General features: G+C 62.2%; 11 protein-coding genes and 1 pseudogene. 10 read left to right on the forward strand and 2 right to left on the reverse strand.

From position 1 onward, the window contains the following. Nucleotides 1-204: 204 nt before the first annotated feature. From LUA85_RS05615 to LUA85_RS05640, 6 genes are all read left to right on the forward strand, one after another. A complete protein-coding gene (locus LUA85_RS05615; protein WP_231467675.1) occupies nt 205-1,731 on the forward strand; it encodes an acyl-CoA carboxylase subunit beta in 1,527 nt (508 codons plus the stop codon). Nucleotides 1,732-1,759: 28 nt separating this feature from the next. After that, complete coding sequence (gene bktB, locus LUA85_RS05620; protein ID WP_231467677.1) at nt 1,760-2,938, forward strand: beta-ketothiolase BktB; 1,179 nt, start codon at nt 1,760-1,762, stop codon at nt 2,936-2,938. A 148-nt stretch (nt 2,939-3,086) separates the two neighbouring features. Next, nucleotides 3,087-3,524, forward strand: coding sequence for a methylmalonyl-CoA epimerase (gene mce / locus LUA85_RS05625; RefSeq protein ID WP_231467679.1), 438 nt, complete (start codon nt 3,087-3,089; stop codon nt 3,522-3,524). A gap of 143 nt (nt 3,525-3,667) precedes the next feature. Continuing rightward, complete coding sequence (gene scpA / locus LUA85_RS05630) at nt 3,668-5,794, forward strand: methylmalonyl-CoA mutase (protein ID WP_231467681.1); 2,127 nt, start codon at nt 3,668-3,670, stop codon at nt 5,792-5,794. Nucleotides 5,795-5,921: 127 nt separating this feature from the next. Then, the gene (locus tag LUA85_RS05635) at nt 5,922-7,943 is read left to right on the forward strand and encodes an acetyl/propionyl/methylcrotonyl-CoA carboxylase subunit alpha (protein ID WP_231467683.1); all 2,022 of its coding nucleotides are present in this window, start codon (nt 5,922-5,924) and stop codon (nt 7,941-7,943) included. A 172-nt stretch (nt 7,944-8,115) separates the two neighbouring features. After that, complete coding sequence (locus tag LUA85_RS05640; protein WP_231467685.1) at nt 8,116-8,508, forward strand: cytochrome c family protein; 393 nt, start codon at nt 8,116-8,118, stop codon at nt 8,506-8,508. Nucleotides 8,509-8,579: 71 nt separating this feature from the next. Here the strand turns inward: LUA85_RS05640 and LUA85_RS05645 are convergent, their stop codons facing one another. Together LUA85_RS05645 and LUA85_RS05650 are read right to left on the reverse strand one after the other, a co-directional pair. After that, nucleotides 8,580-8,876: a hypothetical protein gene (locus tag LUA85_RS05645; protein ID WP_231467687.1), complete on the reverse strand. Its 297-nt coding sequence runs from the start codon at nt 8,874-8,876 to the stop codon at nt 8,580-8,582. A 72-nt stretch (nt 8,877-8,948) separates the two neighbouring features. Beyond that, complete coding sequence (locus LUA85_RS05650; RefSeq protein ID WP_231467688.1) at nt 8,949-10,706, reverse strand: fatty acyl-AMP ligase; 1,758 nt, start codon at nt 10,704-10,706, stop codon at nt 8,949-8,951. A 147-nt stretch (nt 10,707-10,853) separates the two neighbouring features. Between LUA85_RS05650 and LUA85_RS05655 the strand changes: the two genes are divergently transcribed. From LUA85_RS05655 to LUA85_RS05670, 4 genes and pseudogenes are all read left to right on the forward strand, one after another. After that, complete coding sequence (locus LUA85_RS05655; protein WP_231467691.1) at nt 10,854-11,426, forward strand: regulatory protein RecX; 573 nt, start codon at nt 10,854-10,856, stop codon at nt 11,424-11,426. After that, complete coding sequence (locus LUA85_RS05660) at nt 11,410-11,907, forward strand: DUF192 domain-containing protein (protein WP_231467693.1); 498 nt, start codon at nt 11,410-11,412, stop codon at nt 11,905-11,907. Before LUA85_RS05655 ends, LUA85_RS05660 begins: the two co-directional genes overlap by 17 nt. A gap of 73 nt (nt 11,908-11,980) precedes the next feature. Next, entirely contained in the window at nt 11,981-12,394 is a 414-nt protein-coding gene (locus tag LUA85_RS05665) for an NADH:ubiquinone oxidoreductase subunit NDUFA12 (protein WP_231467695.1), read from the forward strand. A gap of 38 nt (nt 12,395-12,432) precedes the next feature. Continuing rightward, nucleotides 12,433-12,810 (forward strand): annotated as a pseudogene (locus LUA85_RS05670) (DUF2155 domain-containing protein); the annotation flags it as partial. Nucleotides 12,811-12,844 lie beyond the last annotated feature (34 nt).

Here is a 12,844-nt window from a genome sequence, read left to right on the forward strand (position 1 = left end):
AATATTTCCTTCGCAAGTTTGCAGAATAACATTGGACTTGGCAAGCTGAGTGTCGCAAGCGGAACGCCAATGCGCATTTGGCCCGAACCATGAACCGGGTGCAGATGCGGGTCTGGATCTGGCCCATGTCCTGGTAAGGGGTGGGGGGTGCGATCCGGGCAGCCGAAAACTGGTCCACGCCATTCAAATGAGAGGATGCGTCGAATGTCCGCCAATATTGCCGAGATGGAAAAGCGTCGTCAGGCGGCGCGTATGGGTGGCGGGCAAAAGCGCATCGACGCGCAGCATGCCAAGGGCAAGCTGACCGCGCGTGAACGTCTGAAAGTGTTGCTCGACGAAGGCAGCTTCGAAGAAGTCGACATGTACGTCGAACACAATTGCGTTGATTTCGGCATGCCCGAAACGGTCATACCCGGCGATGGTGTGGTCACCGGGTCAGGCACGATCAACGGTCGCCTCGTGTTCGTCTTCAGCCAGGACTTCACCGTGTTCGGCGGTTCGCTTTCCGAACGGCATGCCCAGAAGATCTGCAAGATCATGGATATGGCGCTTAAGGTCGGTGCACCTGTCATCGGCCTTAACGATTCAGGTGGCGCGCGCATTCAGGAAGGCGTGGCATCGCTGGGCGGTTATGCCGAAGTTTTCCAACGCAATGTGCTGGCATCGGGCGTAGTGCCGCAGCTTTCCCTGATCATGGGACCATGTGCGGGCGGCGCGGTGTACAGCCCCGCGATGACGGACTTCATCTTCATGGTGAAGGACAGCAGCTACATGTTCGTCACTGGTCCCGATGTGGTAAAGACAGTGACCAACGAGATCGTCACGCAGGAAGAACTGGGCGGCGCGGTGACGCACACGACCAAGACCTCGGTCGCCGACCTTGCGCTGGAAAACGACATCGAGGCGCTGCTGGCGGCGCGCGACTTCTTCGATTACCTGCCGCTGTCGAACCGTCACGACGTACCCGAACGGCCTACGTCCGACCCTTACGACCGGATTGAACACAGCCTCGACAGCATCGTTCCGGCCTCGGCCAATCAGCCGTACGACATGCAGGAAGTGATCCGCAAGACGGTGGATGAAGGCGACTTCTTCGAGGTTCAGCCAAAACATGCCGGCAACATCATTACCGGCTTCGGGCGCATCGAGGGGCGCACCGTGGGTATCGTTGCCAATCAGCCGATGGTGCTGGCGGGCGTACTCGACATCAATTCATCGAAGAAGGCTGCGCGTTTCGTGCGCTTCTGCGATGCCTTCAATATCCCGATCCTGACCTTCGTCGACGTGCCGGGCTTCCTTCCGGGCACGGCGCAGGAGCACAATGGCATCATCAAGCATGGCGCCAAGCTGTTGTTCGCCTATGCCGAGGCCACCGTGCCCAAGATCACCGTGATCACGCGCAAGGCCTATGGCGGCGCTTATGACGTGATGGCCTCCAAGCATCTGCGCGGCGATCTCAACTACGCATGGCCCACCGCCGAAATCGCGGTGATGGGTGCCAAGGGCGCGGTCGAGATCATCTTCCGTGGTCTTTCGACTGAAGAAATCGCGGTCAAGACCAAGGAATACGAAGATCGCTTCGCCAATCCGTTCGTCGCGGCAAGCAAGGGCTTCATCGATGAGGTGATCCACCCGCACTCCACCCGTCGCCGCGTGGCGCTGGGCCTGCGCAAGCTCAAGAACAAGAGCCTCGAAAACCCGTGGAAGAAGCACGACAACATTCCGCTCTGACACGCCGGCAATTTTTGGGAACATTAACATGACTGACATTTACATCGTCTCTGGCGCCCGCACGGCCATCGGCTCTTTTGGTGGTGGCCTGTCCTCGCTGCGTCCGGCCGAACTTGGCACCATCGTGATGAAGGCTGCGATCGAGCGCGCCGGCATTTCGGCGGACAAGGTCCAGAACGTGGTCGTCGGCACGGTCGTATCGACCCAGCCCAAGGACGCCTATGTCAGCCGCGTTGCTGCGGTAAACGCCGGTGTGCCGATCAGCGCTCCTGCGATGAATGTCAATCGCCTGTGCGGTTCGGGTCTCCAGGCCATCGTTTCGGCAGCGCAGGGCATTGCTCTTGGCGAACATGACATTGCCATCGGTGCCGGTGCGGAATCGATGTCGAACGCGCCGCACATGACCAGCGCCGGCCGCAATGGCGTGAAGATGGGCAATCTGGTGTTCGAAGACGCAATGCTGGGCGCCTTGCACGATCCGTTCGAAGGCTTCCACATGGGCATCACCGCGGAAAACGTGGCTGAACGCTGTTCGATCTCGCGCGAAGATCAGGATGCGCTGGCCGTGGAAAGCCAGAAGCGCGCAGCCGCTGCCATCGCCAACGGCTATTTCAAGGACCAGATCGTCCCGGTCGAGATCAAGACCCGCAAGGGTACTGTCGTTTTCGATACGGACGAACACGTTCGCGCCGATGCCAACCTTGAAGCGATGGCCGCGCTGAAGCCGGTGTTCAAGAAGGACGGCACGGTTACGGCGGGCAATGCCTCCGGTCTCAACGATGGCGCGGGCGCGGTCGTGCTGGCCAGCGGCGAAGCGGTGGCCGAACACGGCCTGAAGCCGATGGCAAAGATCCTCGGCTGGGGCCACGCCGGGCTTGAGCCGGAACTGATGGGGCTGGGTCCGGTCAAGGCGGTGCCTGTCGCGCTCAAGCGCGCTGGCCTGACGCTTGACCAGATCGATGTGATCGAAGCGAATGAGGCCTTTGCCGCGCAGGCTTGTGGCGTCGCCAAGGAACTGGGCTTCGACGCGGTCAAGACCAACCCCAACGGATCGGGCATTTCGCTGGGCCACCCCATCGGCGGCACGGGCGCGATCCTGACCATCAAGATGATCTACGAATTGCAGCGCACCGGCGGCAAATATGGCCTGATCACCATGTGCATCGGCGGCGGTCAGGGCATCGCCATGGTTGTCGAGAGGGTTTGATGAGCATGAAGGTTCTTCATCCTCCCCGGCACGGGGAGGGGGACCATGCGCAGCATGGTGGCGGGGGCTATCCTTTGGGCGCGGCGGCTGGGGCGAGTCCCCTCCACCGCCTGCGGCGGTCCCCCTCCCCGTGCCGGGGAGGATTGTGATGAAACTCGGCCGCCTCAACCACGTCGGCGTTGCCACGCCGGATATCGACGCTTCGATCGCCTTCTACCGCGATGTGATGGGGGCTTCGGACATCACCGAACCGTTTGTGCTGGAAAGCCAGCAGGTCCGCGTCTGCTTCGTCAATACGCCGGGTGAGAATGGCACGGCGGGTACGCAGATCGAACTGATCCAGCCGACCAGCCCGGACAGCGCGGTGGGCAAATGGCTCGCCGCCAACCCTTTGGGCGGCCAGCACCACCTTTGCTACGAAGTGCCTGATATTCACGCGGCCAAGGCGCGGTTTGAAAGCATGGGCAAGCGCGTGCTGGGCGAACCCCGCATCGGTGCACACGGCACGCTGATCTTCTTCGTTCACCCCAAGGACATGGGCGGACAACTGACCGAGATCATGGAAGTGCCCGAAGGCGGGCATTGAACGTAAAGCCCTCGCCCCTTCAGGGGAGAGGGTGGGGAGTGGGGGCGGAACGCGCAAACCCCTCTCCAACTTCGGCCAGGCAGCAAGCTGCCAAGCCTGCGTATCCTCTCCCCGATCGGGGAGAGGGGATGGAGATAGAAGCGATGAGCGACAAGACACTGGCAGACTGGCAGGCAGCCGCCGCAAAGGAAGTCAAGGGCAAGGATCTGACTTGGGCCACGCCGGAAGGCATCGCCGTCAAGCCGCTCTATACCGCCGAGGACGTCACCGTTGAACCCGGTCTGCCGGGATTTGCGCCGTTTACGCGCGGTGTTCGCGCCTCGATGTATGCGGGCCGTCCGTGGACCATCCGCCAGTACGCCGGTTTCTCCACCGCCGAGGAATCCAACGCCTTCTACCGTCGCAACCTCGCAGCGGGCCAGAAAGGCCTCTCGGTCGCGTTCGACCTTGCCACCCACCGGGGTTATGATTCCGATCATCCGCGCGTAACCGGCGATGTCGGCAAGGCGGGCGTCGCCATCGACAGCGTTGAGGATATGAAGATCCTGTTCGACGGCATTCCGCTCGATCAGATGTCGGTCTCGATGACCATGAACGGCGCGGTGATCCCGATCCTGGCGTTCTTCATTGTCGCGGGCGAGGAACAGGGGGTCGATCGCAAGCTGCTTGACGGGACCATCCAGAACGACATTCTCAAGGAGTTCATGGTCCGCAACACCTATATCTACCCGCCCGAACCCTCGATGCGGATCATCTCGGACATCTTCGGCTATACCAGCCGCGAAATGCCCAAGTTCAACAGCATTTCGATTTCCGGCTATCACATGCAGGAAGCGGGCGCGACGCAGGTTCAGGAACTCGCGTTCACCATCGCTGACGGCATGGAATACGTGAAATACGGCGTGGCATCAGGCCTCGACATCGACAAGTTCGCCGGGCGCCTGTCGTTCTTCTTTGCCATCGGCATGAACTTCTTCATGGAAGTGGCCAAGCTGCGCGCCGCGCGCGTGTTGTGGCACCGCGTGATGACCAAGCTGGGCGCGCAGGACGAACGCAGCAAGATGCTGCGCACCCACTGCCAGACTTCGGGCGTCAGCTTGCAGGAGCAAGACCCCTACAACAACGTCATCCGCACCACGATCGAGGCGATGGCCGCGATGCTGGGTGGCACGCAGTCGCTCCACACCAACGCGCTGGATGAAGCCATCGCGCTGCCGACCGACTTTTCCGCCCGCATCGCGCGCAACACGCAGATCGTGATTCAGGAAGAGACGGGCATGTGCAACGTGGTCGATCCGCTGGGCGGGTCGTACTACATCGAGAGCCTGACGCAGGAACTGGTCGACAAGGCGTGGGAGATCATCGAACGCGTCGAGAGCGAAGGCGGCATGGCCAAGGCCGTGGCCGCTGGCTGGCCCAAGGCGATGATCGAGGAAGCCGCTGCTGGACGGCAGGCCCGCGTCGACCGTGGCGAGGACGTGATCGTCGGCGTCAACAAGTATCGTCTTGCCAGCGAAGACCTGCTCGAAACGCTCGACATCGATAACGACAAGGTCCGTCAGGGCCAGATCGCCCGCCTCAAGTGGGTGCGCGAGAGCCGCGACGAGACCAAGTGTCGCGCTGCGCTGAACGCCCTCACCGAAGGCGCGAAGACCGGCGGCAACCTGCTCGAACTCGCAGTCGAAGCCGCGCGTCACCGCGCCACGCTGGGCGAAATCTCCGATGCGATGGAACTGGTGTTCGGCCGCCACGGCACGTTCCCCACCCCGGTCAAGGGCGTCTATGGTTCGGCCTATGCCGGTGACAGCCGTTACAATCAGGTGGTCGAGGGCGTCGAAGCCGTCGGTCGCCGCCTCGGCCGCACCCCGCGCATGCTTGTCGCCAAGATGGGGCAGGACGGCCACGATCGCGGCGCCAATGTGATCGCTTCGGCCTTCGGCGACATGGGCTTTGACGTAACCAGCGGCCCGCTGTTCCAGACGCCTGAAGAAGCCGCCAAACTGGCGCTCGAAAAGGACGTGGACGCCATCGGCGCGTCGTCACTCGCTGCCGGGCACAAGACGCTGATCCCCGAACTGATCGGGCACCTGCGCGCGGCTGGTCGCAGCGATATCAAGGTCGTCGCAGGTGGTGTGATCCCGCCGCAGGACTACGATTTCCTGCGCGAAGCGGGGGTGCAGGGCATCTACGGTCCGGGCACCAACGTGGTGGAAGCCGCGGCTGACATGCTGCGGTTGCTTGGGCACAACATGCCGCCTTCGGACGCTTGATTTTTCAGTCCCTCTCCCGCTTGCGGGAGGGGTTAGGGGTGGGCATTCCACCTTGCCATCATTGACCGAAGCTTGCACGAGCAGGGCCTAGCCAGGCCTTCCTCGCAAGCAGGAGGGGAGAGCCAGAGTGTTCAAGAAAATCCTCATCGCCAACCGTGGCGAAATTGCTTGCCGCGTTATCAAGACCGCGCGCCGGATGGGTATCCAGACCGTCGCGGTCTATTCGGATGCCGATGCCCGCGCGCCATTTGTGCAGATGGCGGACGAAGCCGTGCATATCGGGCCTGCGCCTGCCGCGCAAAGCTACCTGATTGCGGACAAGATCATCGCGGCAGCCAAGCAGACGGGCGCGGACGCGGTCCATCCCGGCTATGGCTTCCTGTCTGAGCGCACCTCGTTCGCAGAGGCGCTGGCCGCTGAAGGCATCGCGTTTGTCGGGCCTCCGGTGAACGCGATTGCCGCGATGGGCGACAAGATCGAATCCAAGAAGCTGGCCCTGAAGGCTGGCGTCAACGTCGTGCCCGGTTTCGTCGGCGAGATCGACGATACCGAACACGCCGTACGGATTTCGGAAGAAATCGGCTATCCGGTGATGATGAAGGCATCGGCGGGCGGCGGCGGCAAGGGTATGCGCCTTGCCTATACCGAAAAGGATGTGCGCGAGGGCTTCGAAGCTACCAAGCGCGAGGGGCTGAACTCCTTCGGCGATGACCGCGTGTTCATCGAGAAGTTCATCCTTAATCCGCGCCACATCGAAATCCAGATCCTGGGCGACAAGCACGGGAACATTCTGTACCTGAACGAGCGAGAATGCTCGATCCAGCGCCGCCACCAGAAGGTGGTGGAAGAAGCGCCATCGCCCTTCGTCACACCCAAGATGCGCAAGGCGATGGGCGAACAGTGCGTCGCGCTGGCCCGCGCGGTCGGCTACTATTCGGCAGGCACGGTGGAACTGATCGTTTCGGGTGCTGACCCGACGGGCGAAAGCTTCTACTTCCTCGAAATGAACACCCGCCTGCAGGTGGAGCATCCCGTCACCGAGGCCATCACCGGCGTCGATCTGGTCGAGCAGATGATCCGCGTTGCCTATGGCGAAAAGCTGGCCATGACGCAGGACGACGTGAAGATCGATGGCTGGGCCATCGAGAACCGCGTCTATGCCGAAGACCCCTATCGCGGCTTCCTGCCCTCGACCGGACGCCTGATCCGCTACAACCCGCCGGTCGCCGGTTGGGAAGATGACGGTGCGGAAAATGGCCGCCGCGGCATCGATGGTGTGCGCGTGGACGATGGCGTCTATGAAGGCGGCGAAGTGTCGATGTTCTACGATCCGATGATCGCCAAGCTGATCACCTGGGGCAAGACGCGCGACGAAGCGGCCGACAAGCAGATTGCCGCGCTCGACGCATTCGAGATCGAAGGGCTTGGCCACAACATCGATTTCGTCAGCGCGATCATGCAGCACCCGCGCTTCCGTTCGGGCGAATTGACCACCGGCTTTATTGCCGAGGAATACCCTGAAGGGTTCCACGGCGCGGCAACGTCCGACGAACTGAAGCAGACGCTGGCGGCGCTGGCAGGCTTCCTTGCTACCGCCCGTTCTGACCGCGCCCGCCGCGTCGATCAGCAACTGGGCGATGAACTGGACCCGCCGTACGAGTGGGCGGTGAAGATCGGCGACAGCACTTTTGCGGTCACGCTCGATGAAGATGAAGTGACGGTCGATGGTAAGGCAATCGACCTTGCGCTCGAATACACGCCGGGCGATCGCGTGGTTCATTGCGAGATCGATGACAGGCCCTTGTCGGTAAAGGTCGAACCCACCCGATCCGGTTTCAAGCTGACCACGCGCGGCGCGATCCATGCCGTGCAGGTACTGCCGGCCCACATCGCGCCCTACACGCAGCACATGATCGAAAAGATCCCGCCCGATCTTTCGAAATTCCTGATCTGTCCGATGCCGGGGCTGCTCGTCACGCTCAATGTTGGCGTTGGCGATCCGGTGGAAGCCGGTCAGCCGCTCGCGGTTGTAGAGGCGATGAAGATGGAAAACATCCTGCGCGCCGAAAAATCAGGCAAGGTCAAGGCGGTCAACGCCAAGGCCGGCGACAGCCTGGCAGTGGACGCGATCATCCTCGAAATGGAATGATGCTTGTGCCGGGGTGAACCATTGGCCCACCCCGGCCGCCACCCTTTTTATGGCCGAATGCATTTCTGCTATAGTGCATTGCCGTTCACCCGCGATAAAGCGCTGTAGTCGGAAAGTCGTCACGTTCCGGCTTGTGCCGGATTGGGCAGTTCAGAACAGACAGGGTTGGACGATGGCAAAGTTTACGCGTGCAGTGGTTGTGTTGGGTGTTGCGGTTTCGGCCCTGGCAGGCGCGGCGGTGGCCGCCCCGCCCAAGGGTGACCCTGTGCTCGGCAAGAAAGTGTTCATGCGCTGTGTGGCCTGCCACACGGTAACGCCAAGCACGGCGGTGAAGATGGGTCCTAACCTTGCAGGCGTGGTGGGCCGCAAGGCAGCGGCAGCGCCCGGATTCAAATATTCGGCGGCGATGAAGAAGGCCAACCTCAAGTGGGATGATGCCACGCTCGACAAGTGGCTGACCAAGCCTTCGGCGCTCGTCCCCGGCACGTCGATGGCATTTGCGGGTGTGCCCAATCCGGCAGAGCGCGCTGCGCTGATCGCCTATATGCGCAAGCCAGTGCCCTGATCGAACCTTGATGCCTGGCGCCGCTCGGATTGACCCGCGTGGTCAGTTAGGGCGGCGCAACTCGGCATCGATCAACCAAACAGACGCGCGATCCAGCCTCGTCGCCGTGGCGGCTGGGCTTCGAAGCCGGACAACTGCATCAGGTAATTGGCCAGAAGCATCGCCTGGCTGCGCGTCATCAGCAGGTTGTGCGTATTGACGGTGCCGGGCGTCGGCTGGCCCCGGCTGGTGGATTGCACGGTCAGGTGAATGTTGCGCGCAAAAGTGCGATGTTTCCACCCGACGACTACCCCGGAAAGCTCCTGCGGCGCGTTTTGCTGCACCGTTTGCTGTGCAGCAAAGCTATCTGTGCCATGGGCTGTCGCCATCTTGTCCTCTCCTCGTTTCTCCCATTTGGCAGAGGAACGAAAGAGAGGTTCTGCGTCAACAATATTCGCGCATCATGCTGCAAGCTGATAAGGTGCGATTTCACCCGAAAGGTACTGCTTCTTGGCCTTTGCGCGGCTGAGTTTGCCCGAACTGGTGCGGGGCAGGGTGCGCGGGGGGACAAGTTCGACCACGCAATTCATGCCGGTGATCGAGCGCACCTTGTCACGAATCTGGTCTCGCAGTTTCAGGCGCTCGACTGGATCCGACACCCGGCAATGGACCAGCACGGCAGGCGCTTCCTCGCCGTTGTCCGTCTCGACCGAGAAGGCGGCGATATCGCCCTGATGGAAGCCGGGAAGCTGTTCCACCGCCCACTCGATATCTTGGGGCCAGTGGTTCTTGCCGTTGATGATGATCATGTCCTTGGCGCGGCCGACGATGAACAGGTAGCCCTTCTCATCGACGTAACCCATATCGCCGGTATCCAGCCAGCCATCGACCATGCATTCGGCTGTCGATTCTGGATCGCGGAAATAGGAGTGCATCACCGATGAGCCGCGGCACCAGACCTTGCCGATGTGGTGATGCGGCAGGTCGTTGCCCTTTTCGCCACGAATCGCCAATTCCATCCCGCGCACCGGCACACCGCAGTTGACCATGGCGCGATAACGGGCCGGACGCGAAAGGTCGCGCGGGGTGCCGGAAAGACGCTCTTCTGCCACCAGTTCCACCCGGATGCCTTCGCCCGGCGGCATGATGGTGACGCCAAGCGTTGCTTCGGCAAGGCCGTAGCTTGGCAGGAATGCATCGGCGCGGAAGCCGGCATCGGCAAAGGCATTGACGAAATTCTGCATCACGTCAGGGCGGATCATGTCAGCGCCGTTGCCAGCCACCCGCCAGCGTGAAAGATCGAAACGCTCAGCCACATTGGTCTGGCTGGAAATGCGGCGCGCGCAGATGTCGTAACCGAACGTGGGCGAATACGAGAGAGTTGTGCCCTTGTTGCGGCTGATCATGTCCAGCCATGCCAGCGGACGACGGGCGAAATCCTCGGTCTTGATGTAATCCACCGAAACGCCATTCGCGATCGGCGAGAGGAAGCAGCCGACCAGCCCCATATCGTGATACCATGGCAGCCACGATACGGCGCGATCGGGATCAGCGATGTTCATGCCGTGCGAATGCCCGGCAAGATTGGCCATCAGCGCGCGGTGCGTAACCGCAACGCCGTGCGGAAAGCGGGTCGATCCGCTGGAATACTGCAAGTAGCTTATCGCATCGGGATCGGGCGTGGGCAGCGGAGCGTCGGCCGCTTCGGCTGCATCGAAATCGCTCCACGTCAGTCCGGCGCAGCTCTGGCGCGCAGCGGCAGCGCCCGCCATTTCACCAATCTCGTCTGGATAGATCAGCATCTTGGGGTCGGAGCTGCCGAGCTGGACGGTCAACTGATCGATGTAGTTCTCCTTGCCGCCAAAGCTGGTCGGCAAGGGTAGGGGTACAGGCCAGGCCCCGGCATACATTGCGCCGCAGAACAGGGCGGCAAATTCCGGGCCGGTTTCAGCCACCAGCGCCACACGGTCCGCCGGGCCGACGCCCAGCGCGATCAGCTTGCGCGCGGCGACGAGCGCATCGGTACGCAACCGGGCATAAGGATAGACGTGCGCAAGGTTCCCGCGCGGATCGTGGAAGTTGAAGCCCAGTACGCCTTTTGCGGCATAATCGAGCGCATCGCAGAACGTACCGAAGTCCGCATATCGGCGTGGCTGCACGTCGATATTGGGTGTGGGAACGAGTATCGCCTGTTCAGCGACGGCGTCCAAAACGGTCATGCGATTCCCCGATGTTTTCTTCTATCGTCCGGCAGGCCCAATCCAGGCCCGCAGGTGAATGGCCCATGACTGCTCCGCGACGGTAAAACAACAACGTCGCGGTACGGACGTTCTCATTTAGCGCGGACTGTGGCACGAATGTGGCGAATGGCTCGCAAATCCCCTTATAATCCGGCAACCCGCCGTGAACCACGCGTGCCCAAGCCGCTCGATCCAGCGCGAATGGAGGAAATGGCGCTGGCTTATGTCGCGCGCTTTGCCACCAGCGCGGGCAAATTGGGCGATTATCTGCGCCGCAAATTGCGCGAACGCGGCTGGGAAGGGGAGAGCGGCCCGGATATTCCGGCGCTGGTCGCGCGGTTCGTGGAAATCGGCTATGTCGACGATGCCACATTTGCCCGCGCCAAGGCGCAAGGCCTGTTGCGGCGCGGCTATGGTTCGCGGCGGATCGATCAGGCACTGGGCGCTGCGGGCATTGCCGAGCCATTGCGCGAGGAATCGCGCGGGAACGAAGCCGAGCGCCGCCGCGCGGCTCTGGTCATGGCGCGCAAGCGGCGCTTCGGCCCGTTCGGATTGGCTGCCACCACGGATCGGGCATTGCGCGAAAAGCAGGTCGCCGCCATGTTGCGCGCAGGCCATCCGCTTGATCATGCGCGGGCGGTGGTGAATGCCGATTCCGAACTGGTACTGGAAGAATGGGTCGATGAAGCAACCGATTAGATTGACGGCTTTCGCGGCGCTGGCGCTGATTGCGGGATGTTCGCCCGGTGCGGCCGATGCCGGAGCGCGGACGGCGCAGGAAAGCGTTGCGCCCGCGGTCCATCCGGTGTCCGGTCTGCCGATTGCGCCGGTTACGGTGACGAGCGGGACGCAGAAGCGCGTGTTCCGGTCGGAAGTCGCCCGGACGGCGCCTGAACAGGCAAAGGGCTTGATGTTCCGCACCGTGCTTGGCGATGACGAGGCGATGATCTTTTTGCGCAATCCGCCTGATCGCGCGGCGTTCTGGATGCGCAACACCGTGATCCCGCTCGACATCGTGTTCATCGGGCTGGATCGCAGGATCATGAACATCGCCGCCAATGCCGTGCCTTACGATGAAACGCCGCTCCCGGCGGCGGGGCCGACGCTCGCGGTTTTCGAGATCAATGGCGGCCTTGCGGCAAGGCTGGGGATCAAGCCGGGCGATCGGGTCGACTGGTGAACGCAAAAGGCATGTGGTCAAGCACATCTACGCGCTTGCCTGCACCCCCTTCGAAAGGCTAAGCGCGAGCATCATGAGCATCCTCGGCAAGATATTCACCTGGTGGAACGGCGCGACCGTGACCACCATGCTCGACAGCGCGCTCAAGGGCGAGCAGGTCGGCACTGACGCGCAGGGCAACACATATCACCGTGCGAAAAAGCCCTATCCCAAGGGGCACCCCTTTGCCGGACGTGAACGCCGCTGGGTGATCTACAACGGCGCGAACGATGCCAGCCGGGTTCCGGCGGAATGGCACGGCTGGCTGCATGGCAGCTTTGACGGCGTACCTGAAAGCAACCTGCCGCCGGCGCGCATCTGGGAAGTGGACTACACCCCAAATGCCACGGGCACGGCAGCAGCCTACCGTCCGCAGGGCGCGCTCGAACGGGGGGGCAAGCGCGCCGCCGCTACGGGCGATTACGAAGCCTGGTCGCCGGAAGCCTGATGCCACCTGTCGCATCGTCGGCAATGCGCTCGCTCGCCATGGCGGGTTTGCTCGCGCTTGCCGGGTGTGGCGAAAAGGAAGCGCCGCCTCCACCCGAAGCGACCGAAACCGGTGCGGCGCTTGCCACGGCATCGGGCGCAGTCGTCGAAAGCGAATTCGGTACGCCGATCAAGGATCGGGTTGCCACAATCGGCCTGCTGAACAAGCGCAACAACATCACGCAGGACATCGTCCTGAAAAGCGGCGAATCACGCCGTATCGGCAATGCGATCGTCAAGCTGGCGACGTGCGAGAAGACCGCACCGTGGGAAAATCCACCGGAAACCGGCGCATTCGTCCAGCTGTTCGTGCAGGAGCGCGCCACCACGGATGAACCGTTGGCCTGGCGCAAGGCGTTTTCGGGCTGGCTGTTCCGCAATGCGCCGTCGCTCAACGTCGTCGAGCATCCCG

The organism is Novosphingobium sp. CECT 9465, from assembly GCF_920987055.1.
Lineage (GTDB): Bacteria > Pseudomonadota > Alphaproteobacteria > Sphingomonadales > Sphingomonadaceae > Novosphingobium.